Genomic DNA, 22,973 nt, shown 5'->3' on the forward strand with positions numbered 1-22,973 from the left:
CGCTGCCAACGGCGGGGTGAGAGATCACTCCGCCGTTTCGTCGTCTTCGGGACGCGCCGCCGCCACGCCGGTAAAGAGCTTCTTGAACGGCAAGATCCATGCGAAGCCGAGCACCACGAAGATCAGCAGTTCAACGAGGATCGGCGGCCGCGGGATCAGCGCGACGATGCTGACCGCGACGACGATGTAGAGCGGCAGTCCGATCACGAGAACGACCAGCGACCAACGCTTGCGGGCTTTCAGAGAGAGGGCCATGACGCCTCCTTTCGGATCGGTTACGCGCTCAGTCCGCGAACGGATCGGTGACGAGGATCGTGTCTTCACGCTCCGGGCTGGTGGACAGGAGCGCGACGGGGCAGCCGATCAGCTCCTCGACCCGGCGCACATACTTGATCGCCTCGGCGGGCAGGTCGGCCCAGCTGCGCGCGCCCTCGGTCGACTCGCTCCAGCCGGACATTTCCTCATAGACCGGCACGCAGCGCGCCTGCTGGTCGGCGGCCGTGGGCAGGTAGTCCAGCATGGTGCCGTCAAGGTCATAGCCCACGCAGATCTTGAGCGTCTCGAATCCGTCGAGGACGTCCAGCTTGGTCAGGCAGATGCCGTTCATGCCGGAGATCGCGCAGGTCTGGCGCACGAGCGCCGCGTCGAACCAGCCGCAGCGCCGCTTGCGCCCCGTGGTGGTGCCAAACTCATGCCCCCGCTCGCCCAGCCGCTGACCATCCGCGTCGTCGAGTTCCGTTGGGAACGGCCCCTCGCCCACGCGGGTGGTGTAGGCTTTGACGATGCCGAGCACATAGTCGATCCCGCCCGGACCGACGCCCACGCCGGTCGCCGCCTGCCCCGCGATCACGTTGGACGAGGTCACGAAGGGATAGGTGCCGAAGTCGATGTCGAGAAGCGCGCCCTGCGCCCCTTCGAACAGGATGCGCTTGCCCGCCTTGCGCTTTTCATTGAGCACTTTCCATGCGGGGGCCGCGTATTCGAGGATCTTCGGCGCGATGTCCCTGAGCTTCTCGATCAGCGCCTCACGGTCGACCTCTTCGACGCCCAGTCCCTTGCGCAGCGGATTGTGGTGCTGAAGCGCGCGGTCGACCCGCGCCTCCAGCGTCGCGTCGTCGGCAAGGTCGGCCACGCGGATCACCCGGCGCCCCACCTTGTCCTCATAGGCCGGTCCGATTCCGCGCCCGGTCGTGCCGATCTTGGTACCCTTGGAGGCCGCTTCTTCCCGCGCACGGTCAAGCTCGCCGTGGAACGGCAGGATAAGCGGCGTGTTCTCGGCGATCATCAGCGTTTCGGGCGTAATCTCCACCCCCTGTGCGCGGATCGTCTCGATCTCGCCCAGCAGGTGCCACGGGTCCAGAACGACGCCGTTGCCGATGATCGACAATTTGCCGCCGCGCACGACACCCGAGGGCAGCGCGTGCAACTTGTAGACTGTCCCGTCGATGACGAGCGTATGGCCCGCGTTATGACCGCCCTGAAACCGGCAGATCACATCCGCCCGCTCGGACAGCCAGTCGACGATCTTGCCTTTTCCCTCGTCGCCCCACTGGGCGCCCACGACGACTACGTTGGCCATGCTTATCCTCGATCTGGAAAACCCGCGCCCGTATACCCAAGCCGGCGGGCGGGTGAAAGACAATTCACCGCCCCGGTGCCCGATTGCCATTCAGGTTGCCCGAAGTCGGGCTTTGGGGTTGCGACCGCGCCCCGTTCACCCTAGATAGCCGCATCGGAACACTGGCACCGAAAGGCCACCGGAAGACCCATGGAAAACGTCCTTCTCGTCATCCTTCTCCTGCTCGCACTGTCACTCATCGGCATCGTGCTCCTGCAACGCTCCGAAGGCGGCGGGCTCGGCATGGGTGGCGGCGGTGGTGGCGGTGGCGGCGGCGTCATGTCCGCCCGCAGCGCCGCGACGGCCCTGTCGAAACTGACCTGGGTTCTGGGTATTTCCTTTCTGGCCTGCTCACTCGCCTTGACGATAATCTCGGCGCAGAACTCTGCCGACAGCTCGGTAACCGACCTGATTTCCGCGCCTGCCGCCGATGACGGCGACGCCGCGCCCGCGACCCCGGCCCTGCCGGACGTGACCGACATGATGCCGTCCTCGTCAGACGATCAGCCGACGGACGCGCCCGCCGCGCCGCCGCGCGCAGACTGACCACGGCCCCGCCGCCTCGCCCGGCCTCGGGCGGGGTGTCTTCGCACCACACTACAACCTGTTGATACGCCGGAAAAACCGGCCACATCATATTGCGGTTTGCTTGCCACAAGCCCGGGAATCGGCTATTCCGAAATCCCGTGATGATGGGTTTTCTGATCCGGCCCCGGCCGGACGAAGCGCACCGCATCCAACCAAAATCACGGGGGCAGCCCTTACATGGCACGTTACATCTTCATTACCGGCGGCGTGGTCTCATCGCTCGGCAAGGGCCTGACCGCTGCGGCGCTCGGCGCCTTGCTACAGGCGCGCGGCTTTTCCGTCCGGATGCGAAAGCTGGACCCTTACCTGAACGTCGACCCCGGCACGATGTCGCCCTTCGAGCATGGCGAGGTGTTCGTCACCGATGATGGGGCGGAAACCGACCTCGACCTGGGCCACTACGAACGCTTCACCGGCGTTGCCGCGCGGGCCACGGATTCCGTGTCCTCGGGCCGCATCTACACCAACGTGCTGGAGAAAGAACGGCGCGGCGACTACCTTGGCAAGACGATCCAGGTGATCCCGCACGTCACCAATGAAATCAAGGACTTCATCGGGATCGGCGACGACGAGGTCGATTTCATGTTGTGCGAAATCGGCGGCACCGTCGGCGATATCGAGGCGCTGCCCTTCTTCGAAGCCATCCGTCAGTTCAGCCAGGAACGCGCGCGCGGCCAGTGCATCTTCATGCACCTCACGCTGCTCCCGTACCTGGCGGCCTCGGGCGAGTTGAAGACGAAACCCACGCAGCACAGCGTCAAGGAACTCCGCTCCATCGGCATCGCGCCCGACGTGCTGGTCTGCCGCGCCGAGCACCCGATCCCGGAAAAAGAACGCGCCAAGATCGCGCTGTTTTGTAACGTGCGCCCCGACAGCGTCATCCCGGCTTATGACCTCAAGTCGATCTATGAGGCGCCGATGTCGTTCCACCGCGCGGGGCTGGACCAGGCCGTGCTCGACGCCTTCCAGATCAGCCCGGCCCCGGCCCCCAACATGACCCGCTGGGAGGATGTAGAGGACCGCATCCACAACGCCGAGGGCGAGGTGAAGATCGCCATCGTCGGTAAATACGTTCAGCTCGAGGACGCCTACAAGTCGATCAAGGAGGCGCTGACGCATGGCGGCATGGCCAACCGGGTCAAGGTGACGACCGAATGGGTCGATGCCGAGATTTTCGAAAAGGAAGACCCGGCCCCGCACCTTGAAGGCTATCATGCGATCCTCGTCCCCGGCGGCTTCGGCGAGCGTGGGACGGAGGGCAAGATCCGCGCGGCCAAGTTCGCCCGTGAGCACAAGGTGCCTTACCTGGGCATCTGCCTCGGGATGCAGATGGCGGTGATCGAGGCGGCCCGCAACGTGGTCGGCCTTGCGGATGCCGGGTCCGAGGAATTCGACCACGAGGCCGGGAAAAAGCGTTTTACGCCCGTTGTTTACCACCTCAAGGAATGGGTGCAGGGCAACTACACGGTCAAGCGCAAGGTCTCGGACGACAAAGGCGGCACCATGCGGCTTGGTGCCTATACGGCAACGCTCGCGGAAGGCTCCAAGGTAGCCGAGGTCTACGGCACGACGACCATCGAGGAGCGCCACCGTCACCGTTACGAGGTCGACATCAAGTATCGCGATGAGCTCGAAGACAAAGGCCTCGTCTTTTCCGGCATGTCGCCCGACGGCCGCCTGCCCGAGATCGTCGAATGGAAGGACCATCCGTGGTTCATCGGGGTTCAGTATCACCCCGAACTGAAGTCCAAACCCTTCGCCCCCGCGCCGCTCTTTGCCGATTTCGTTCGCGCGGCCATCGAACAGGAAAGGCTCGTCTGATGGCCAAAGGCTACTGGATCGCCCGTGTCGATGTTTCCGACTTGGACATCTACAAGACCTATATTGCCGCCAATGCCGCGCCTTTCGCCAAATACGGCGCGCGGTTCCTCGTGCGTGGCGGCGACTTCCGCACGGCCGAGGGCACGTCGCGCTCGCGCAACGTGGTGATCGAATTTCCGAGCTACGCCGATGCGCTGGCCTGCTACGACAGCGCGGAATACCAGGCGGCCAAAGCCCTGCGCGACCCGGTCTCGGACGGCGACCTCGTGATCGCCGAGGGTTACGAGGGTTAAGGCACACTTCTCTGCTTTAGAAATAATTCGGGGGAGCGCGCGCGGGCAGCGTCCCTTCGCCAGTCGCACGGGCCCGCGCACGCGGGTCCGGGCTGAACCTGCGCGCGCGCCAGCGCGCACATTTTCGCGAAAGCGGCGTTGATGCTGGAAAGCGGTGGCGAGTCGGCCTATGTCGGAAGAATGTTGGACAAGCTTCTCAATTCGCTCTTCGGGTCCGAAAAGCCCGATGACCTCCCCGACGCCGACGCCCGCGTCGCGCTGACCGCGCTTCTCGTGCGGATTGCGAAATCGGACGGACAATACGACACGACCGAGCAGGACCAGATCCGCGAGATCGTGGCCGAACGCTACGACCTTACGCCGGAACTGGCCCAGGACCTCATGTTCCACGCCGAGGAGCTTGAGTCGCAGGCCCCCGACACTGTCCGCTTCACCGAAGCGATCAAGAGCGCCGTGCCTTACGAGGACCGGACCGAAGTGGTCGCCGCCGCGTGGCGCGTGGTTCTGGCGGATGGGGACCGGGCGGACGAGGAAGACGCGTTGATGCGTCTGATCGCCAAGTTCCTGGGCATCTCCGACCGCGATTCCCACATCGCGCGGCAAAAGGCGGCCGGCTGATCCGGCCTGCCCGTTTTCGCGGCACCTGACCCAACGGCAGCGCGGCGCGGCACCTGTCACCGGCAATCTACCGTTGCAAACAAACAGGTTTTCGTCCCTACTCGGTGATCGAAAGCGATGTGATCAAATCCCGTGCAGAACACAGAACCAGCCGTCATAGAAATCAACGACCTGCACAAGAGCTTTGGAGCGCTCGAAGTGCTGAAAGGGGTGAGCCTCGCGGCGCCTCGTGGTCACGCGATCTCGATGATCGGCTCGTCCGGCTCGGGAAAATCGACGCTTCTGCGATGCTGCAACCTGCTCGAAGACAGCCAGTCCGGCGAGATCCTGTTCGAGGGTGAGCCGATCCGCTGGCATGGCACGGGACAGAACCGCCGGCCGGCCGACCGGGCGCAGGTCACGCGCATCCGGACGAACCTGTCGATGGTGTTCCAGCAGTTCAACCTTTGGTCCCACATGACGATCCTCGAGAACGTCATGGAGGCCCCCGTCACGGTGCTGGGGCGCCCGAAACGTGAGGTCGAGGAGGCCGCGCGCGGCTATCTCGACAAGGTCGGCATCGGCGACAAATGCGATGTCTACCCAGCCCAGCTTTCGGGCGGTCAGCAGCAGCGCGCCGCCATCGCGCGGGCGCTGTGCATGGAGCCCAAGGCGCTTTTGTTCGACGAACCCACCTCCGCGCTCGACCCCGAGCTCGAGCAGGAGGTCGTGCGTGTCATCAAGGCGCTCGCCCAGGAAGGGCGCACCATGATCGTCGTGACCCACGACATGCGCATGGCGCATGATGTGGCCGATCACGTGGTCTTTCTCCATCAGGGAAAGATCGAGGAAGAAGGGCCACCCAAGGAGCTCTTCTCCAACCCGAAATCGGAGCGGTTGCAGCAGTTTCTGTCTGCCACCATTCCGGCCTGAACACTCAACATGGGAGCAATAACATGAAGAAACTGATCCTCACCGCCGCAGCCCTCGCGCTGACCGCCGGGACCGCGATGGCCGAAAGCCACGCCATGACCGTGCGCATGGGCACCGAGGGCGCTTACCCTCCGTTCAATTTCCTCAATGACGACGGCGAAGTGGACGGCTTCGAGCGTGAACTGGGCGACGCGATCTGCGAAACCGCCGAACTGACCTGCGAATGGGTCACGAACGAGTGGGATTCGATTATCCCGAACCTCGTCTCCAGCAACTACGACACGATCATCGCGGGCATGTCGATCACCGACGAACGCGATGAGGTCATCGACTTCACCGAGGCCTACTTCCCGCCGGACCCGTCCTCGTTCGTCGCCACGTCCGACGCGTTTGACGGCACCGGCGTGATCGCGGCACAGACCGGCACCATCCAGGCCAGTCACGTCGCCTCGATCGAAGGTGCCCAGCTTATCGAGTTCGCTACGCCCGACGAAACCATCGCGGCCGTGAAGAACGGCGAAGCCGATGCCGTACTCGCCGACAAATCGTTCCTCGAACCCATCGTTGCTGAAGACGGCGATCTGATGTTCGCCGGCGAAGACGTCATGCTTGGCGGCGGAATCGGGATCGGCGTGCGCGAGAGCGACACCGAGCTCAAGGACAAGCTCGACGCGGCGATCGCCTCGCTGAAAGAAGACGGCACCGTGAACGAACTCATCGAGAAATGGTTCGACGGCATGGAAGGCCCGTATTGATCGAGGCCGGGGCGGCCTTCGGGCCGCCCTACCCCATGACAGAGACAGCCGACACACACTCAGGCGCACCACGCGACCTGCCCCGCGCCGGAAAGGTCCCGGCGCGTGCTTGAGGTCTGCGACGACCCCCAAGCCCTTGCGGGGGTTCAGTGGCTGACCTGCTATCTCACGAGCGGCAAGCACCTCCTGTTCTACCAGTCCTTCGGGACCGTGATGCTGCTCCTGCTCGTTACAGCGCCCGTCTCGCTCGCCTTCGGGTTCGCAGGTGCCGGGGCCGCCCGGTCCCGCGTGGCGCCGCTGCGTTGGCTGGGCAAGGGATATACGTCCATCGTGCGCGGCGTACCGGACATCGCGTTTTTCCTGTTCTTCGTCATCGCGCTCGATCAAGCCTTCGAGTGGCTGCGCCATCAGGTGAAATGCCCGGACTGGGACGCGCCGATCCGGCAAGGCAGCGATTTCGTCGTCTGCGCGCAGGCCAAGCTGCCGCTTTCGTCCTCGCCTCAATGGGTGCATGAAAGCTATGGCTTCGCGCTCGCCGTCCTGACCTTCGCCATCGTCTTCGGCGCTTTCGCGGCCAATGTGCTCTACGGGGCCATGCGCTCGGTCCCGCGTGCGCAAATGGAAACCGCCGAGGCCTATGGCATGACGCACCGGCAAGCCTACTGGCGGATCCTCGTGCCGCAGATGTGGGTCTATGCGCTGCCGGGCCTGTCGAACCTTTGGATGATCCTCATCAAGGCCACGCCGCTTCTGTTCCTGCTCGGGGTCGAGGATATCGTCTACTGGGCGCGCGAACTGGGCGGGTCCAAGACCGCGCGGTTCTCGGACTTCCCGCACGGCGACTGGCGCATGTACTATTTCGGTGCACTTCTCGTCTTTTACCTGCTTCTCACCCGCGTCTCCGAGGTCGTGCTCGACCGGCTGATGGCCCGCCTCTCCCACGGTCAGGCGACCGCCGCCGGGGAAGCGCAGCGAAAGGCCACCGCATGAGTTGCTGGGAAACAGTCATGGACTACGGCCTGCGTTCCATCGGGATCGGCGAGCGGTTGTTGCCGCGCACTGATTTCACGCTGTGTCAGCAGTTCACGCTGATCGGCTCGGGCATGATCTGGAACATCTACTTCGGGGTGCTTGCGCTGGCCGCCGGGTTCTTCCTGTCGATCACCGTGGCGCTCGGCAAGGCCGCGCGCAATCCGGTGGCGCGCAAGTCGGCGGAATGGTTCATCTTCATTTTCCGTGGCTCGCCGCTCTTCATCCAGTTTTTCTTCGCCTATTTCGCCTTTCTCTCGCTCAAGCAGGTGTCGCCGATCTTCGACCCACTGACCTCGGCGGCGCTGGGGGCGACGATCGTGTTGTTTCTCAACACCTCGGCCTACGCCGGCGAGATCTTTTTCGGCGCACTGAAGTCGATTCCCAAGGGCGACCTCGAAGCCGCCGATGCCTATGGCCTCATGGGCTGGAAGCGATTCCGGCGGATCACCTTCCCGACGATGCTGCGCCTGGCCTGGCCCGCCTATACGAACGAGGCGATCTTCCTGTTTCACGCCACGGCGCTGGTGTTCTTTTCGGGTTTTCCGGCGTGGCAGCAGCGGGGCGACGCGCTGTACTACGCCAGCTATTTTGCGGACAAGACATTCAATCCTTTCGTGCCCTACCCGATCCTCGCCTTCTATTTCATCCTGCTGACGCTGACCGTCATAACTGTCTTCGGGGCGATCAACCGGCGGCTGACGCGACACCTGCCGCAGGAGTACCGCCCAAGGATGCGCCTGCGACCGATGCTGGTGCGCTGAGGACCGCGCACGTTCCGGCACCGCTCAGAGATGTCCTGCCGGTCCCGGTCGCCACCACAGAACGTCGGACGCTTTCGGTCTTTGGGAGTCCAGGACCCCAGGGGGCTGAAACTGTTAACAACTGGCTGCCAATGGGCGGCGCAAGAAGCGTCCCCGTGCGCCGCGACCGACCCCCTTGCCGCGCTCCGGCGCCTCGGATACTGTCGCGTCAAATTTGATCAAATTGAGGCATCATGCTTATCGGCATCCTGCAAACCGGCCACGTGCCGGACGCGCTCATCGGTGAGGTGGGCGACTATTCCGGCATGTTCGAACGCCTGCTGGCCGGGCACGACTTCATCTTCCGCACCTGGAATGTGGTCGATGGGGAATTCCCGGAAAACGCCGAAGACGCGCAGGGCTGGCTCATCACCGGTTCGCGCCACGGCGCCTACGAGGACCATGACTGGATTGCGCCGCTGGAGAACCTGATCCGCGAGATCGCCGCCTCCGGCCGCCCGCTCGTCGGGATCTGTTTCGGCCATCAGATCATCGCGCAGGCGATGGGCGGCAAGGTCGAGAAATTCCGCGGCGGCTGGTCCGTCGGGCGGCAGGTCTATGACTTCGGCGACACCGAGCTCGCTCTCAACGCGTGGCATCAGGATCAGGTCGTGGACCTTCCCGAGGGCGCGCAGGTGATTGCAGAGAGTGACTTCTGCCGAAATGCGGCGATGGTGATCGGGTCGAACATCCTGACCGTGCAGCCGCATCCGGAATTCGACGCGGACATGGTGCGCGGCCTCATCGAGCACCGCTCCGGCACGGTTCCGCCAGATCTTGTGTCCGCCGCGCGCGCCACTTTGCAAAAACCAACGGACAACGCAGAATTTGCGGCCCGCATGGCAGCATTTCTGCAAAAAGGAGCCAAGTGATGGCCAAGGACTGGACCCTCGACCTGCCCGAGGCCGCTCAGGCCTATCTCCACGAACGACGGTTGGACGAGGTGGAGTGCATCGTCTCGGACCTTCCCGGCATAGCGCGTGGCAAGGCGGTTCCGGCACAGAAGTTCCTGCGCCAGACCTATTTCCATCTGCCCGACTCGATCTTCTTCCAGACGATCACGGGCGATTGGGGGGAAGCCGCGGGCGAAGAAGGGTTCATCGAACGCGACATGATCCTCAAGCCCGACATGTCGACCTCAACTGCTGCGCCGTGGACCGCCGACATCACGTTGCAGGTCATCCATGACGCCTATGACCGAAACGGCGCGCTGATCCCCTATTCCCCGCGCAACGTGCTCAAGCGTGTGGTCTCGCTCTACCACGCCCAGGGCTGGACGCCGGTGGTCGCGCCGGAAATGGAATTCTTCCTCGTCGCCCGCAACCTCGACCCCGCCAAGAAGATCGAGCCGATGATGGGCCGCTCAGGCCGCCCGGCCGCCGCGCGTCAGGCCTATTCCATGACGGCCGTGGACGAGTTCGGCCCGGTGATCGACGACATCTACGACTTCGCCGAGGCACAAGGGTTCGAGATCGACGGGATCACGCAAGAGGGCGGGGCCGGCCAGCTCGAAATCAACCTGCGCCATGGCGACCCGGTAAAACTTGCCGACGAAGTGTTCTACTTCAAGCGCCTGATCCGCGAAGCGGCGCTGCGCCACGATTGTTTCGCCACGTTCATGGCAAAGCCCATCGCCGAAGAGCCGGGCAGCGCCATGCATATCCACCATTCCGTGGTGGAGACCGACACCGGAAAAAACATCTTCGCGGGCCCCCAGGGCGGCGATACGGACGCGTTTTTCACCTTCATCGGCGGTTTGCAAAAGCACCTGCCGGAGGTGATCGCAGTCATGGCACCCTATGTGAACAGCTATCGCCGGTATGTGCGCGACAACGCGGCCCCCATCAACCTCGCCTGGGGCCGCGACAACCGCACGACAGGCATCCGCATCCCCCTGTCCGGGCCGGACTCCCGCCGGATCGAAAACCGGCTGACGGGGATGGATGCGAACCCCTATCTCGCCATGGCTGTGTCGCTCGCCGCCGGATACCTTGGCATGATGAACGACGTGCGGGCCGAACCGCAGTACCGGGGCGATGCCTATGCGGCGGACGAGGAAATTCCCCATGACCTGTGGTCCGCGCTCGACCTGTTCGACGAGGCCAAGGAGATGCACGAGGTCCTGGGCCCCGAGTTCGCCCGCGTCTATTCCATCGTGAAGCGCACGGAATACCAGGAATTCCTTTCGGTCATCAGCCCGTGGGAGCGAGAGCACCTGTTGCTCAACGTCTGACGCCCCGAGGGGCCGCAAAGACCTCCGAATGGGGCGGTGAGGGTTTCCAGACCCCGCCGCCCTTTCATTTTTCTTTCCTCGCCTTTATCGCGGTGTTACACTTTTCCCGAATATCACCTTCGGAAAACCCGAAAAGGATACGAGTATGACCCTGGGCCCCAACGTCTATGACGCCGAACCCATCCCTGAAGCTGCCCGCGCCGAGATCGACCGGCTGCTGCAATCAGGGGATCTTTTCCGCTACACCGCGCCGCAGGATGCTCCCGTGGCGCTGCTGGAGCGGGAATTCGCCGACATGATGGGCGTCAAGTATGCGTTGGCCGTGGCCTCCTGCTCGGCCGCGCTGTTTCTGTCGCTCAAGGCGCTGGCGCTGCCCCGTGACACCAAGGTCCTGATCCCGGCCTTCACCTTCGCCGCGGTCCCCTCCTCGGTCGTGCACGCCGACTGTGTACCGGTGCTCGTGGATGTGCAGGACAACTACCGCGTCGGTATGGACGACTTCGCCGCCAAGCTCACGGACGAGATCGGAGCAGTCATCATCAGCCACATGCGGGGCCATACGTCGGACATGGATGCGATCATGGCGCTGTGCGACGCCAAGGGCATTCCGGTGGTCGAGGATGCGGCCCACTCGCTCGGCACGCTCTGGCATGGCGAGAAAATCGGCACGATCGGCAAGATCGGCTGTTTCTCGTTCCAGTCCTACAAGATGCTGAACGCCGGCGAAGGCGGGGTGCTCATCACCGACGACCCCGACGTCATCGCCCGCGCGGTGATCATGTCCGGTGCCTATGAGCACAACTGGAAAAAGCACAAGGGCCCGCACGGCGACAACTCGACGGAGCTAGAAGAGGCCTTTGCCCGCTGGCAGAACAAGCTGCCGCTTTACAACACGCGTCTGTCGAACCTGTCGGCCGCCGTGATCCGCCCTCAGATCCCCGAACTGGAGCGCCGCGTCACCGACGGGTTGCGCAACCACGACTACGTCGCGGCCAAACTCAACGAGAGCCGCTGGATCGACGTGCCCGCGCCCCTGACACCCGAGACCCGCGCGCCGGATTCGATCCAGTTCAACCTCGTCGACATGTCCGAAACCGAAACCCGCGCCTTCATGGATGCGGCCAAGCGCCGGGGTGTCTCGGTCCAGGTCTTCGGTCTGCACACCGACAACGCCCGCGCCTACCGCAACTGGGAATTCCTGGGCGACCCCGGGCCGCTTCCGGGAACCGACCGGATGCTCACGAAAGCCTGCGATACGCGCCTGCCCGTTCGTCTGAAAAAGCCCGAACTCGACTTCATCGCTGATGCGCTGGTCGCTGCGGCGGCGGATGTGAAGCAGGCCGCCTCGGTCGCGGCGGAGTAAGCCACCTTGCCGGAACGCCAAGGGCCGCCCCGACGGGCGACCCTTTTGCGTTGGCGGTGACACAACCTGTCAGGCCGCCATTTTTCCGGCCTGTCCGGCGGCCCGGTCCACGACAACTTGCGGCCTGAGACAAAGTGCAGTGACCAGCGGAAGGGCGGCGGTCGACAGGAACATCACGCCCGCCCCCGCGCCATCGACGACAAGTCCCGCCAGCACGGGACCGACGACGTTACCCGCCGCCGTGGCGAGCAACGCCGTGGTGAAGGCCAGCGACGGACAGCCCGGGAACAGCCGTTCGGACCAGAACGCCAGAACGGCACTCGTCATCATCACGTTCATCCCCTGAAGCCCGGCGGAGCCGATCAGGCCGGGCCAGGTTCCCGGGAGCAGCGCGACCAAGGCCAATGACCCGGCCCCGATCAACATGAGGAGTCGCAGAAGGACGGTCAGCCCGATGCGATCCCGCACCCGCCCCGTGGCAAGTCCCGCGAGACCGAAGAAGCCGTAGAAGATAAAGACCAGCGCCGGGGCCGCCCCGTCCGGTATCCTCGACACGCCTTCGCGTGCGAAGGTATCGGCGGCGAAAGAGATGTAGACGGCGGAGGTGACACCGAACACGAAGGCGACAGCAAATAGCGGCGCGGCGGGCCAGCGCAGGAGGTCGCGCCACCCCTTCTGTGGCCGCGGTTCGGGGGACTTGTCCACCTGTCGCAGGGCCCGCCAGTTGCCGTACAGGGCCAGCGCGGCGGCGGCGGCGAAAACGGCCCAGCCGACGCGCCAATGCACGCCAAGAAACACGGTGCCGAGCGCGATGGCCCCAGCGACGGCAATCCCGGCGCTGGTGCCAGTGCTGATCTCGGACAGAGCGGTCTTGCGGTCCACTTCCCGGATCTTTCGGTGCACGGCGTCATTGAAAGGCGTCCACGCGAACCCCGCGCTCGACGCCGCGAGGAACACGCCCGCCGCGAGCAGCGGCACGTTCGGAGCGGCTGCCACGATGCCAAGGCCGACCGTGGCTGCGGCGAGGCCGGTGAGGACCGGGGCCGCCGGTCCCCTTCTGTCGAGCATGGCCTGTGCGGCGAGAAGCCCCAAGAAAAACCCGGCGAAGCCGAGGCTCGAGACCACCCCGACTGCGACGGACGAGAGCGAAAAGGTCGCTGCGAAGGCGGGCACGAACAGACCGAAGCCCATCCGTGCGGGGCCAAATCCGATACTTGTGGCCGTGAAACCCGCGGCCGACAGGTTCCCGAACCAGGTCATGTGCGTGCTCCCCGAGACGCGTTGCAGTCTGGTGAAAAACGCGGCGGTCCCGGCCGATGTTCAATTGCCGAGCACGCAAGGCCCGCAAGAGCCTCGCAACAGAGTTGGTCTTCTTCGGATTTTCTGCACCACCGAAAAGGTCAGAGCACCCGCATCTTGTCCGCGAGCCACGGCATCCGCTCGTGAAACGGGGTTATGATCATCTCGCCGAGGTGGCGCTTCATACGGTCCGCCACGTCACCCGGCAGATCGCCCAGCACCCCGCGCCGGGCGGTCAGGGTGATGCGACGGGAGAAGGAGGGGAACGGAAGTTCGATGATGTCCACGTCGCGCACGAACCGCTGCGCCCGCAGAACGCCGAGCGGCGTGAGGATCGTCCAGCCGGCCCCGGCGGCGACCATCGAGAGGATCGCGTGGTAGCTGTCCAGTTCGAACCTGTGGCTCAGACGGAAATCCTGCGTGGCGAGGTGTGAGGCGATCTGACGACCCATGAAGTGCCGTGCGGAATATTGAACGAGCGGCAAGGCACGCAGTTCTTCCATCCGGTTTTCGCCCACCACCTGACCGCGCGGGACGGCAGCGACGAAGGGCTCTTCGAGGAGCGGGTGAACCTCCTGCCCCTCCGCCGCCTCGCCCATATCGGCCGAGACCACGACGTCCAGCGCCCGGGCCTCCAGTTGATCGAAGAGCCGGTGGGACGCACCGGTTTCCAGCAGGAACTGGGTGCGCGGCCAGTCCCGGGCCAGTTCGGTCAGGAGCGCAGGGGTCACGTCGGCGTCGAAATCCTCGATCATCCCGATGCGAAAGCGGCTGAGGCGCGTCATGTCGGCGGCCGCGAGTTCGGCCTTGGCCTGTTCAGCCTCGTTCAGGATGGTAAGCGCGCGGCGCCGGAACAACTCACCCGCCGGCGTGCAGACGAGCGGCCGTGCGGACCGGTCGATAAGCGCCGTCCCCACGGAGGTTTCCAGATTGGTCAACTGCTGGCTCACGCTCGACGGACTCGCGCCGAGGCGCCGGGCCGCCGCCGAAATCGACCGCTCGTCCGCGATGGCGGCAAAAACCTCGACCCCCCAGAGGGTGATACGTCCTGCGGTCTCGACCACCTTCGGCCTCGTATGGTTGTCCCGGTCCGGGGCCGGGGCGGATTACATGCCGGAGAGCTTTTTCTGCAAGGCGGCGAGCTGTTTGCGGATCTCGTCCAGCTCCTCGTCCTTCTGGCCGCCGCCTGAGCCGGAGGTCGGCGTTTCGCCCCCCTCCTCACCGCCAGTCGGCCAGCCGGCCATCATCGCCTTCATGAATGCCTGCTGCTGGGCCTGAAGCGCGTCGAACCCGGGCATCTGGGCCATCGGGTTCGGGATGGTGCTCATGTTTTCCATCACCTTGGATTGCCCCTCACGCAGCATCTCGAAGCTGGCGGCGAGGAACTGCGGCACGACGCTTTGCGCTTGCGTCGTGTAGCTGCGGACAAGGTCGGTCAGCACATCCACCGGCAAGACGCTTTCGCCCCGGCTTTCATGTTCTGCGATGATCTGAAGAAGGTATTGTCGGGTGAGGTCGTCGCCGGATTTCAGATCCACGATCTGAACTTCCCTGCCCTCCGCGATGAAGCCTGCAATATCCTCCAGCGTCACATAGTCCGAAGTCTCGGTATTGTAGAGACGGCGGCTGGCGTAGCGCTTGATGAGGAGCGGATCCTTGGTTTCGGCCACGAGGTCCTCCCAACGTATTAGATGTGCCCGCACTGCGGCGGTGCAGAAAAAAGCCTACGCCAGTGCAGAAAAGAAAAGCAAGGGGGTCACGCTGTCGCGCCGCTTTCACAGGCCTTGGCGCACAAAAAAGGCGGGCCCGTCGGGCCCGCCAGGGTGTTCTCGTCGGCGGGGAGGAGGTCGCCGACCAAGAAATCCTTACTTCGCGGCGGCTTTCGTCGCCTTCGTCACGTCGTCCGTGGCTTTCTTGACGGCGGCGGTGGCTTCTTCGCCCATGTCCTTGCCAGCGGCGAGCATCAGCTCGACGGTGTCCATCTGGACTTTCTTGGCGATCTCGGCGTAGGCCGACATGTGCTCGGCAGCGGACTCGGCCTGAGCGGAGGCGAAGTCGGTCATCGCTTTGGTGTAGTCGGCAGGATCGTCTTTCGTGGACGTCATCTCGCCCATTTTCGACAGGGTCGACTTGGTCCAGGCAGTCGAAATCTCGGTCGACTTGTCAGCGGCTTCGAGGGCGACTTTGGTCATCTTCTCGCCGAGGGCGGCGGAGGATTTCATCGCGCCTTCAAAGGCCGACATGTCCATCGGGAACGAACCCATCATGTCCTGCATCATCTTGCTGTAGTCGGTTGTGGTCTTGGCCATTGTGGTATCTCCTGATCTTCCCCGGAACTGCCCGGGGGTGAATTTCTGCGTGTGCAAAGAATATGCGTGCTGCAGTGCAGAAAATCAACCCTTTTTCTGCACTGCAGCATAAAAAGGGTGACCAAACGTCAAAAGCCGGGAAAATCAGACCTTTGGCGACGCGACGACATAGGTTCCGGGTGCTTTTTCGAGCGGCGGATGATCCGAATCGCCCACCTCACGCGCCTCGATCTTCTTGCCGGAACGCTTCGCGAGCCACTTGCCCCAGCGGTGCCACCAAGTGCCCTCATGCTTGTCGGCAGCCTCGAGCCAGTCCTCGGGCGCTTCCGGCCAGTCTTCGTTGGTGTAGTGGCCATACTTCTTCTTGGACGGGGGGTTCACGATGCCCGCGATATGGCCGGACTCGGACAGGATGAAGGTCTTGTCCTTCGATCCCATCTTGCGCATCCCGCGGTAAGAGCTTTTCCACGCCGCGATGTGATCTGTCTCGCAGGCGATTGCGCATATCGGAACCTCCACCTCTTCGATCCGCGCGCGGGTGCCGAGAATGGGAAAGCCCTTCCCCTCGCCCGCGAACTCGTCGCGCTGGCACAGGCCGCGCAGGTATTGCGTTGCCATACGGCCCGGAAGGTTCGTGCTGTCGCCATTCCAGTAAAGCAGGTCGAACGCGGGCGGCGCCGCACCCATCATGTACGACTTGATCGCCGGACCGTAGACCAGATCACGCGAGCGCAGGTAGCTGAAGGTGCGCGACATGTAGAGCGAGGGCAGAATGCCCGTCTCTTCGACCTCGGCTTCGATCCCGTCGACGAAATCGTCGTCGAGGAACACGCCCACCTCGCCCCGGTCCGAAAAATCCGTCAGCGCGGTAAAGAAGGTGGCCGAGTTGATCTTGTCTTCGCCGCGCTGTTTCAGAAGCGACAGGGTGAGCGCGAGCGTGGTGCCGGCGATGCAGTAGCCGATCACGTTGATCTTGTCCTGCCCGGTCATGGCGCGGACTTCGTCGATGGCCGTGAAGAACCCCTCTTCGACGTAGTCCTCCATCCCCACGTCGGCATAGGATTCGTCCGGATTGATCCAGGACACGACGTAGAGCGTGAAGCCCTGATCCACGATCCAGCGGATCAGGCTGTTCTCGGGCTTGAGGTCGAGGATGTAGAACTTGTTGATCCACGGCGGGAAGATGAGGAGCGGGCGCGAATACACCTTCTCGGTCGTCGGCTTGTACTGGATGAGCTCCATCATCCGGTTGCGGAAGACGACGTTGCCTTCGGCGGTGCCCAGGTTCTCGCCCACCTTGAAAGCGTCGGGATCGCTGAGCGTCACGACCAGTTCGCCGTCGTGGCGTTCGAGATCGCGGATCATGTTCTCCAGCCCGTCGACAAGCGACTGCCCCTCGGTCTCAACCGCGCGCTCAAGCGCGTCGGGGTTCGTGGCGAGGAAGTTCGTCGGCGACATCAGGTCGACGATCTGTTGCGTGAAGAAGGTGACCCGGCGCCGGTCGCTGTCATCCAGACCCTCCAGCCCTTCGACCGCCTCGTTCATCGCCTCGGAGGTGATGAGATACTGCTGCTTGAGGTAATTGAAATATGGATGCGTGTCCCACAGCGGGTTGCGAAAGCGCGGGTCCTTGGGCGTGTGGTCCTCGGGCGTCGTGCCCTGCGTCAACATCGCCTGCTGCGCTTCGACCGCATGGCGCAACGTGCGGCCCCAGTATTCGACCTGATTTTCCAGCATCTTGCCGGGGTTTTCCATCATTTCGGACCAGTAGGCGCCCATGGTCTTCATATAGAAGTCCTGCCCCGGACCCTGAAGCGACGGTCGAATCGGCTGTTTCTTTGCAAGTGCAGCAGCGAAGCGCTCCGACAGCTCCTCGATCCGACCCAGGTTTTCCGTGAGTTTCTCGCTGCTTTCCTTGGAATTGACTTCGTCAGTTGCCATGGGAACACTTCCGCCTTATCTTTTTGTGCACGTGCAGCAATCCGCCGTGCATCCTTCGGTCTCCGAGGGTAACGGACGTGGGCTGCACGAAGCAACCGAAAGGCTTACGATGCGTTACCTTGCCACGTACGATGTTATGGAAACGGTTCGAAACACGAACCAATGGCTGGGCGCGACCGCCAAAGCCATCGGCGATTCACCCGCCGTGGCCCTGACCCCGAACCCGTTTTTCAACTGGCTCTCGGCCTGGGGCGAAGTCACCGAGCGCAGCTTCGCGCGCATGGTCGCCAAGCCCGACTGGGGTATCTACTCGGTCGTAGGCGATGACGGACGCGATCATGTCGTTTCGGTCGAGAAGGTGGTGGAACGCCCGTTCGGCGATCTGGTGCATTTCAATGTGCAGGGCCGCAAGCCCAAGGACCGGCGCATCTTCCTCGTCGCGCCCATGTCGGGCCATTACGCGACGCTCCTGCGGTCCACCGTCGCCTCGCTCCTGCCCGATGCCGAGGTCTACATCACCGACTGGCACAACGCGCGCGACATTCCGGTGTCCAAGGGCAAGTTCGATATCGAGGACTACACGAGTTACGTGACCGAGTTCATGCGTGAGCTCGGCCCCGACATCAACGTGGTCGCCGTCTGTCAGCCCGCGCCGCTGGTGCTGGCCGCGACCGCATACCTCGCCCAGCTCGACCCCGAAGCGCAACCGCAGACCCTGACCCTCATCGGCGGGCCGATCGACCCGGACGCGAACGCGACGGATGTCACCGACTTCGGCAACCGAGTCACGATGGGGTATCTTGAGGAAACCGCAATCCAGCGCGTCGGCTTCAAATACGCGGGCGCCGGGCGGCTGGTCTATCCGGGCCTTCTGCAACTGTCCTCCTTCATGGCGATGAATGCCGACAAGCACGGCAAGGCGTTTTCGGATCAGGTCATGGCGGTTGCCCGCGGCGAAGCGGGCGATCACGACAAGCACAACAAGTTCTACGACGAATACCTCGCCGTCATGGACATGACCGCCGAGTTCTATCTCTCGACGGTCGAGCGCATCTTCAAGGAACGCGAGATCGCCAAAAACGAATTCGTGGTGGACGGACACCAGATCGACATCGGCGCAATCACCAACGTGGCGGTGATGACGGTCGAAGGGTCCAACGACGACATCTCGGCACCCGGCCAGTGCAAGGCGGCGCTGCCGCTCCTTACCGGCCTGCCCGAGGAGAAGAAGAACCACCATCTCGAAGATGGCGCGGGCCACTATGGCATCTTTGCCGGCAAGTCGTGGCGCAACAACATCCGGCCCTTCGTGCTGAACTTCATGGACGAACATGCAGGCGAACACGCTGAGCAGGCCAAGAAGAAAAAGACGAAGAAATCCGGTGCGACCGCCAAGCCTGACGCTGCAAAGACGCCGAATCTGAAGGCCGTCTGAGCCGGATCGGGCCGCCGCAGCGGCGGCCCCCGCCCTACTTCAGGACCATCGGAAGATCGAGCCACGCTTGCATCGCGAGCGTGGCTTTTTCCGGTGTTTCCAACATCGGCACGTGCCCCGCATCCTCGATGATCGCGAGTTCTGCATAGGGTATGAGTTCGGCCATGAACGTGTGGCGTTTGACCGGGGTGATCTGATCGTGTTCGCCGCAGAGCACGAGCGACGGCATCTTGAGGCTGCGCAGGGCCTTCTGTGCGTCCGGACGGCGCTGCATCGCGCGCGATTGGCGCACGAACACTTCCGAGCCATGGGCGCGCGCCATGGCCTGCATCGTCTCGATCACCCGGCCCCGGCTGGGCCCCGGCGCGAAATTGTCCGGGGCGAGGGTGTCGGCCATCGCCTCCTCCAACCGCCCCGCCTGAGCCTTGACGATCTGGGGTTCGCGCCAGACCGCCTGTTCGGGCGTTTCAGGCAGCGGAGTCGTGGAGATAAGGCAGAGCCGCGTCACACGTTCCGGCACGCGCCGCAGGATCTCCATCGCGACGACACCGCCCATCGCGTGCCCGCAGAGCGCGAAGCGCGAGGGCGCCTGGAACAGGATGTCTGCGGCCATCTCGCGGATCGAGTGGGCGTCAGAGACGTTGGCGACCGTGACCGCATGGCTGCGCGAGAGCGTTTCGATCTGCGGGCCGAACACCCGCGCGTCCGACATCATGCCGGGCACCAGCAAGACCGCGTCCTTCATCCGATGACCTCTTCGACCGTGCGCAGAAGGAGCGCGAGGGCTGCAGGGTCGGAAAACCGGTGTTCGGCCCCTTTGACGAAGGTCAGGCGCACGTCCTCACCGTCGATATGGTCGAGCAGGTTGAGCGCCACGTCGCGCTCCACATCGGCATCCGCCGTGCCTTGCAACAGCCGGACCGGGAACTTCATCGGCAGCGGGCGGCGCAGCACCAGTTGCTCGCGCCCGTCTTCGATCAGCCGCTTGGTGATCGGATAGGGGTCGCCGTACTCCGAGGGGAGGAGCACCAGGCCATCGCGGTTCAGCTTGGCCTTCTCGAAATCCGAGAAGTCGCGCCACATGCTGTCCTCGGTGAAATCCGGCGCTGCGGCGACGCCGACGAACCCTGCGAACTTTTCCTTGATTTCGCGGGTCAGGATCGCGGTGATCCAGCCGCCCATGGACGAACCGACGAACACCTGCGGCCCCGTCGTTTCGGCCGCGATCACAGAACGTGCATCCGCCGCCCAGTCACCGATGCAGCCGTCGACGAATTCGCCCGAGCTCTGCCCGTGGCCCGAGTAATCGAAGCGCAGGAACGCGCGCCCGTTGGCCTTGGCCCAGTCCTCGAGCGCGATGGCCTTGGTGCCCTCCATGTCCGACTTGAAGCCCCCGAGGAAGATGACCCCCGGCCCTTTTCCGTCCGTCTTGTGAAACGCGATGCGCCGCCCTTCGGCGGTCTCGTGATAGCTTGGCTCGCTCACGCGTGCTGCCCCTTTGTCCCTGTCGTTTGCGCGCGATCCTGCAACACCGGTCGCGGGTTGGAAAGGGGGTCAGCCGTGCTCGGCTTCCTTCAGCCCAAATGCCACGCCCGCTCCCACGAGCGCCATGGCCCCGAAGCCTGTCAGCGCAGCCGCTGGACCGATGAAAGACAGGGCTCCGCCGAAGGCGCCAGAGATCAGCAGAAGCCCGCCGATGAACGTGTTGGCCGTCGCGGCATAGGCGGCGCGCGTGTCGTCCGTCGCGAGATCGACGAGGTAAGTGGAGCGCCCCTGACGCACCCCGTGGTGGGCGATCATCAGGACGAAGAGCGCCACCGGCATCGCCCAGATCGCCGCGGCGAGGCCCGCGAGCTTGAGGCCCACGGCCGCCGCCATGGCAGTGGCACCCAGCACTCCCGCCGCGATCAGCACGCGGCGCGAGGACCGGTCGGAGAACCGGCCCCAGGCGTAGGAGGACAAAAAGGACGCAGCAGCGGAGGCAATCACCAGTGCGCCGAGTTGCCCCAGACCGCTGTCAGATTCTCCCGACAGAAGCACGAGGTACGGCGGGGCGAGCGCGGTGGCGGTCAGAAAACCGCGCGCCACGACGAACCGCGCGAAGACCGGGTCACTTCGCAAGACCTTCCAGGGCCGCAACGCTTCGCCGCCCTGGCCCGGTTCTGCGGGCGCCTCTTTCAGCGTGGAAAACAGCGCCGCAGCCGCGAACCAGAGAACGGCAGAGAGGGCGACCGCAATGGCGAGTGCGGCCGTGCCGTCGAGCCAACCCAGGACCAGCAGCAACGCGAAAACCGCCACGCCCGCAGAGGCGACCGAACCCGCGAGCCCTGTGACGGACCCGCGCCGTCGTTTGCCTACCGTGCGCCCGAGGATGTCCTTGTAGCTGACCGACGCCGCAGCCCGGCTGAGCGCCAAGAGCGCGACGCCGCCGACGAAGGCCCAGCCGGCCGCCGCGCCCTCCAGCGTCAGGGCAGCGATCGCGATGGCGGCTGCGGCGACGCCCTGACCCACGCTGCCCGCGACCCACATCCAGCGCCGCGCGCGCATCTGGTCGAGCCGGTGGGCGAGGAAAACCTGCGGCAGGAGCGCACCCGCTTCGCGAAGCGGCACAAGCGCCGAGACGAATGCACCGGAAGCGCCGAGCGCATTCAGCAGGAAGGCGAGCACCAGCTTGGGATTGATCAGCCCGTCCGCGAGTTTCGTCATCGTGAGCGAGGCGACGTGCTTCAGCCCGTTGGAAGCTTCGTGGTCGTATTCCGGCTCCCCGGCGAGGGACGTGTAGGCGTCTTTGATCATGGGTCTCTTGCTGGCTTTCGGCTGGCGTGAGGTGGGTTTTACGCGACAGTTCGCGGATCGGTTCTCAAAAAGAACCCGCTCACCTCCCCCGCAATCGGTTCTTGAGCCACCCGAGACCGACGTAGGCGGCCCCACCCGCCACGCCGCCACGAGCCGCGAGGCGTCGAAGACGCCCCTGGCGGTCGAGCGGCGCGTCGATACTATCGGCCAGCGCCCGGGCCCGCCGTCCGTGCCCAAGCCACCCCTGCGCAAAAGACCGGAAGGACAGCGCGTAGAGACGCGAGCGGAAGGCGCCCCAATCCGCGCGCGTCACGTCGTTTCGCGCCCGGGCACGCTCGGCCAGCTTCTCTTCCGCGGCGACGCGAAAACGGCGGCCGCGTTTGCTGCGCAGGGCATCGTTCTGGCGTGGCCCCGCCCCGGTGCGCACCCGCACGAGCGAGCGCGGCAGGATCGCCAGCCGCTGCGCCATCATCACGGCGCGTTCGCTGTATTCGCGGTCCTCGAACAGCGCAAACGTCGCATCCCAAGGTCCGATCTCGCGCGCAAAGGCTGTGGTAAGACTGATGCGCCCCGCGTTGCCCCAAAGCCGCCCGATCATAGTGCGATGGACGAGGCGCAGGGAGGGGTCCGGGATCTGCTCCATGATTATCTCCCCGGTCGCCTCATCGAAGCGCCGAAACCCGGCAAAGACCATATCTGCGCCATCAGAGTAGGCTTCAGTGAGGGCCGCAAGCGTGCCGGCCTCCATCTGGTCGTCGGAATCGAGGAAATAGACGTAGTCGCCCGTCACCGCCTCGAGCCCGGTGTTGCGCGCGACGCTCGCGCCGGCGTTCTCCTGCTCGATAAGCCGCACACGATAGCTGTCCGGATCGAACCCGTCGCGCCCGGAAAGGCCCGCGATCCAGTCGCGCACCACCTGCACCGTCGCGTCGGATGACCCATCGTCCACGACGATATGCTCCACCGGCCGATGGTCCTGACGCCAGACGCTTTCGAGCGTCTCTTCGATGAGGCCAGCCCGGTTGTAAGCGGGCGTGACGACGGAAAAAAGCGCGGACATGGTCCCTCGACCGACTGGGGCACGCCGCGTTCAAAACCCGCGCCGCATCGTTGCGCGCGACGATTGCACCGGCACCCAAGAGGGTCAAGCCGTGCTGCAC

At 64.3% G+C, this 22,973-nt stretch carries 23 protein-coding genes; 12 read left to right on the forward strand and 11 right to left on the reverse strand.

Translation table 11 applies throughout. The annotated features are described in order from the left end of the window. Nucleotides 1-24: 24 nt before the first annotated feature. Together B2585_RS07465 and B2585_RS07470 are read right to left on the reverse strand one after the other, a co-directional pair. Entirely contained in the window at nucleotides 25-255 is a 231-nt protein-coding gene (locus tag B2585_RS07465; protein ID WP_292021572.1) for a DUF2842 domain-containing protein, read from the reverse strand. A 28-nt stretch (nucleotides 256-283) separates the two neighbouring features. Then, a complete protein-coding gene (locus tag B2585_RS07470; protein WP_292021574.1) occupies nucleotides 284-1,579 on the reverse strand; it encodes an adenylosuccinate synthase in 1,296 nt (431 codons plus the stop codon). A 189-nt stretch (nucleotides 1,580-1,768) separates the two neighbouring features. On the opposite strand from B2585_RS07470, the gene secG reads away from it, so the two are divergent. The 11 genes from secG (at nucleotide 1,769) to B2585_RS07525 (ending at nucleotide 12,033) form a co-directional block, all read left to right on the forward strand. Continuing rightward, complete coding sequence (gene secG, locus B2585_RS07475) at nucleotides 1,769-2,164, forward strand: preprotein translocase subunit SecG (protein ID WP_292021576.1); 396 nt, start codon at nucleotides 1,769-1,771, stop codon at nucleotides 2,162-2,164. Between the two features lie 219 nt (nucleotides 2,165-2,383). After that, on the forward strand, nucleotides 2,384-4,027 hold the full coding sequence (locus B2585_RS07480) for a CTP synthase (protein WP_292021578.1): 1,644 nt from the start codon (nucleotides 2,384-2,386) through the stop codon (nucleotides 4,025-4,027). Beyond that, nucleotides 4,027-4,320 carry a DUF1330 domain-containing protein gene (locus B2585_RS07485; RefSeq protein WP_292021579.1) on the forward strand — a complete coding sequence of 98 codons (294 nt, stop codon included), beginning with the start codon at nucleotides 4,027-4,029 and terminating at the stop codon, nucleotides 4,318-4,320. The genes B2585_RS07480 and B2585_RS07485 overlap by 1 nt, the downstream gene beginning before the upstream one ends. 180 nt (nucleotides 4,321-4,500) lie before the next feature. Beyond that, on the forward strand, nucleotides 4,501-4,938 hold the full coding sequence (locus B2585_RS07490) for a TerB family tellurite resistance protein (protein WP_292021580.1): 438 nt from the start codon (nucleotides 4,501-4,503) through the stop codon (nucleotides 4,936-4,938). 132 nt (nucleotides 4,939-5,070) lie between these two features. Continuing rightward, nucleotides 5,071-5,850 carry an ABC transporter ATP-binding protein gene (locus B2585_RS07495; protein WP_292021581.1) on the forward strand — a complete coding sequence of 260 codons (780 nt, stop codon included), beginning with the start codon at nucleotides 5,071-5,073 and terminating at the stop codon, nucleotides 5,848-5,850. A 23-nt stretch (nucleotides 5,851-5,873) separates the two neighbouring features. Then, complete coding sequence (locus B2585_RS07500; protein ID WP_292021582.1) at nucleotides 5,874-6,605, forward strand: transporter substrate-binding domain-containing protein; 732 nt, start codon at nucleotides 5,874-5,876, stop codon at nucleotides 6,603-6,605. Between the two features lie 105 nt (nucleotides 6,606-6,710). Next, nucleotides 6,711-7,595 carry an ABC transporter permease gene (locus tag B2585_RS07505; protein WP_292021584.1) on the forward strand — a complete coding sequence of 295 codons (885 nt, stop codon included), beginning with the start codon at nucleotides 6,711-6,713 and terminating at the stop codon, nucleotides 7,593-7,595. After that, nucleotides 7,592-8,398, forward strand: a complete 807-nt coding sequence (locus tag B2585_RS07510; protein WP_292021585.1) for an ABC transporter permease — start codon at nucleotides 7,592-7,594, stop codon at nucleotides 8,396-8,398. The genes B2585_RS07505 and B2585_RS07510 overlap by 4 nt, the downstream gene beginning before the upstream one ends. A gap of 233 nt (nucleotides 8,399-8,631) precedes the next feature. Beyond that, entirely contained in the window at nucleotides 8,632-9,309 is a 678-nt protein-coding gene (locus B2585_RS07515) for a type 1 glutamine amidotransferase (RefSeq protein ID WP_292021586.1), read from the forward strand. Next, on the forward strand, nucleotides 9,309-10,670 hold the full coding sequence (locus tag B2585_RS07520; protein ID WP_292021587.1) for a glutamine synthetase family protein: 1,362 nt from the start codon (nucleotides 9,309-9,311) through the stop codon (nucleotides 10,668-10,670). Before B2585_RS07515 ends, B2585_RS07520 begins: the two co-directional genes overlap by 1 nt. Nucleotides 10,671-10,815: 145 nt before the next feature. Next, nucleotides 10,816-12,033 (forward strand): DegT/DnrJ/EryC1/StrS family aminotransferase, encoded by a 1,218-nt coding sequence (locus tag B2585_RS07525; protein WP_292021588.1) that lies wholly within the window; start codon nucleotides 10,816-10,818, stop codon nucleotides 12,031-12,033. Between the two features lie 69 nt (nucleotides 12,034-12,102). Here the strand turns inward: B2585_RS07525 and B2585_RS07530 are convergent, their stop codons facing one another. From B2585_RS07530 to B2585_RS07550, 5 genes are all read right to left on the reverse strand, one after another. After that, a complete protein-coding gene (locus B2585_RS07530; RefSeq protein WP_292021589.1) occupies nucleotides 12,103-13,293 on the reverse strand; it encodes an MFS transporter in 1,191 nt (396 codons plus the stop codon). 140 nt (nucleotides 13,294-13,433) lie between these two features. Continuing rightward, entirely contained in the window at nucleotides 13,434-14,396 is a 963-nt protein-coding gene (locus B2585_RS07535) for a LysR family transcriptional regulator (RefSeq protein ID WP_292021590.1), read from the reverse strand. Between the two features lie 42 nt (nucleotides 14,397-14,438). Then, complete coding sequence (phaR, locus tag B2585_RS07540) at nucleotides 14,439-15,002, reverse strand: polyhydroxyalkanoate synthesis repressor PhaR (RefSeq protein WP_292021591.1); 564 nt, start codon at nucleotides 15,000-15,002, stop codon at nucleotides 14,439-14,441. Between the two features lie 195 nt (nucleotides 15,003-15,197). Beyond that, nucleotides 15,198-15,641, reverse strand: coding sequence for a phasin family protein (locus B2585_RS07545; protein WP_292021592.1), 444 nt, complete (start codon nucleotides 15,639-15,641; stop codon nucleotides 15,198-15,200). A 144-nt stretch (nucleotides 15,642-15,785) separates the two neighbouring features. Continuing rightward, nucleotides 15,786-17,582: a PHA/PHB synthase family protein gene (locus B2585_RS07550; RefSeq protein WP_292021593.1), complete on the reverse strand. Its 1,797-nt coding sequence runs from the start codon at nucleotides 17,580-17,582 to the stop codon at nucleotides 15,786-15,788. A 109-nt stretch (nucleotides 17,583-17,691) separates the two neighbouring features. Between B2585_RS07550 and phaZ the strand changes: the two genes are divergently transcribed. After that, nucleotides 17,692-19,017: a polyhydroxyalkanoate depolymerase gene (phaZ, locus tag B2585_RS07555; RefSeq protein WP_292021594.1), complete on the forward strand. Its 1,326-nt coding sequence runs from the start codon at nucleotides 17,692-17,694 to the stop codon at nucleotides 19,015-19,017. A 34-nt stretch (nucleotides 19,018-19,051) separates the two neighbouring features. Here the strand turns inward: phaZ and B2585_RS07560 are convergent, their stop codons facing one another. The 4 genes from B2585_RS07560 to B2585_RS07575 form a co-directional block, all read right to left on the reverse strand. Continuing rightward, nucleotides 19,052-19,762: an alpha/beta fold hydrolase gene (locus tag B2585_RS07560; protein ID WP_292021595.1), complete on the reverse strand. Its 711-nt coding sequence runs from the start codon at nucleotides 19,760-19,762 to the stop codon at nucleotides 19,052-19,054. After that, a complete protein-coding gene (locus tag B2585_RS07565) occupies nucleotides 19,759-20,502 on the reverse strand; it encodes an alpha/beta hydrolase (protein WP_292021596.1) in 744 nt (247 codons plus the stop codon). Before B2585_RS07565 ends, B2585_RS07560 begins: the two co-directional genes overlap by 4 nt. Before the next feature lie 69 nt (nucleotides 20,503-20,571). Then, nucleotides 20,572-21,813, reverse strand: coding sequence for an MFS transporter (locus tag B2585_RS07570; protein ID WP_292021597.1), 1,242 nt, complete (start codon nucleotides 21,811-21,813; stop codon nucleotides 20,572-20,574). A gap of 79 nt (nucleotides 21,814-21,892) precedes the next feature. Beyond that, nucleotides 21,893-22,873 (reverse strand): glycosyltransferase family 2 protein, encoded by a 981-nt coding sequence (locus tag B2585_RS07575; protein ID WP_292021598.1) that lies wholly within the window; start codon nucleotides 22,871-22,873, stop codon nucleotides 21,893-21,895. Between the last annotated feature and the right edge of the window lie 100 nt (nucleotides 22,874-22,973).

The organism is Maritimibacter sp. UBA3975, assembly GCF_002384975.1.
In the GTDB taxonomy this organism is placed as follows: domain Bacteria; phylum Pseudomonadota; class Alphaproteobacteria; order Rhodobacterales; family Rhodobacteraceae; genus Maritimibacter.

Excerpts from the sequence above, each read along its gene's own strand:
- B2585_RS07465 (WP_292021572.1), bottom strand. The coding sequence starts at position 255 with ATGGCCCTCTCTCTGAAAGCCCGCAAGCGTTGGTCGCTGGTCGTTCTC.
- B2585_RS07470 (WP_292021574.1), bottom strand. The coding sequence starts at position 1,579 with ATGGCCAACGTAGTCGTCGTGGGCGCCCAGTGGGGCGACGAGGGAAAA.
- secG (WP_292021576.1), top strand. The coding sequence starts at position 1,769 with ATGGAAAACGTCCTTCTCGTCATCCTTCTCCTGCTCGCACTGTCACTC.
- B2585_RS07480 (WP_292021578.1), top strand. The coding sequence starts at position 2,384 with ATGGCACGTTACATCTTCATTACCGGCGGCGTGGTCTCATCGCTCGGC.
- B2585_RS07485 (WP_292021579.1), top strand. The coding sequence starts at position 4,027 with ATGGCCAAAGGCTACTGGATCGCCCGTGTCGATGTTTCCGACTTGGAC.
- B2585_RS07490 (WP_292021580.1), top strand. The coding sequence starts at position 4,501 with ATGTTGGACAAGCTTCTCAATTCGCTCTTCGGGTCCGAAAAGCCCGAT.
- B2585_RS07500 (WP_292021582.1), top strand. The coding sequence starts at position 5,874 with ATGAAGAAACTGATCCTCACCGCCGCAGCCCTCGCGCTGACCGCCGGG.
- B2585_RS07510 (WP_292021585.1), top strand. The coding sequence starts at position 7,592 with ATGAGTTGCTGGGAAACAGTCATGGACTACGGCCTGCGTTCCATCGGG.
- B2585_RS07515 (WP_292021586.1), top strand. The coding sequence starts at position 8,632 with ATGCTTATCGGCATCCTGCAAACCGGCCACGTGCCGGACGCGCTCATC.
- B2585_RS07520 (WP_292021587.1), top strand. The coding sequence starts at position 9,309 with ATGGCCAAGGACTGGACCCTCGACCTGCCCGAGGCCGCTCAGGCCTAT.
- B2585_RS07525 (WP_292021588.1), top strand. The coding sequence starts at position 10,816 with ATGACCCTGGGCCCCAACGTCTATGACGCCGAACCCATCCCTGAAGCT.
- B2585_RS07530 (WP_292021589.1), bottom strand. The coding sequence starts at position 13,293 with ATGACCTGGTTCGGGAACCTGTCGGCCGCGGGTTTCACGGCCACAAGT.
- B2585_RS07545 (WP_292021592.1), bottom strand. The coding sequence starts at position 15,641 with ATGGCCAAGACCACAACCGACTACAGCAAGATGATGCAGGACATGATG.
- B2585_RS07550 (WP_292021593.1), bottom strand. The coding sequence starts at position 17,582 with ATGGCAACTGACGAAGTCAATTCCAAGGAAAGCAGCGAGAAACTCACG.
- phaZ (WP_292021594.1), top strand. The coding sequence starts at position 17,692 with ATGCGTTACCTTGCCACGTACGATGTTATGGAAACGGTTCGAAACACG.
- B2585_RS07560 (WP_292021595.1), bottom strand. The coding sequence starts at position 19,762 with ATGAAGGACGCGGTCTTGCTGGTGCCCGGCATGATGTCGGACGCGCGG.
- B2585_RS07570 (WP_292021597.1), bottom strand. The coding sequence starts at position 21,813 with ATGATCAAAGACGCCTACACGTCCCTCGCCGGGGAGCCGGAATACGAC.
- B2585_RS07575 (WP_292021598.1), bottom strand. The coding sequence starts at position 22,873 with ATGTCCGCGCTTTTTTCCGTCGTCACGCCCGCTTACAACCGGGCTGGC.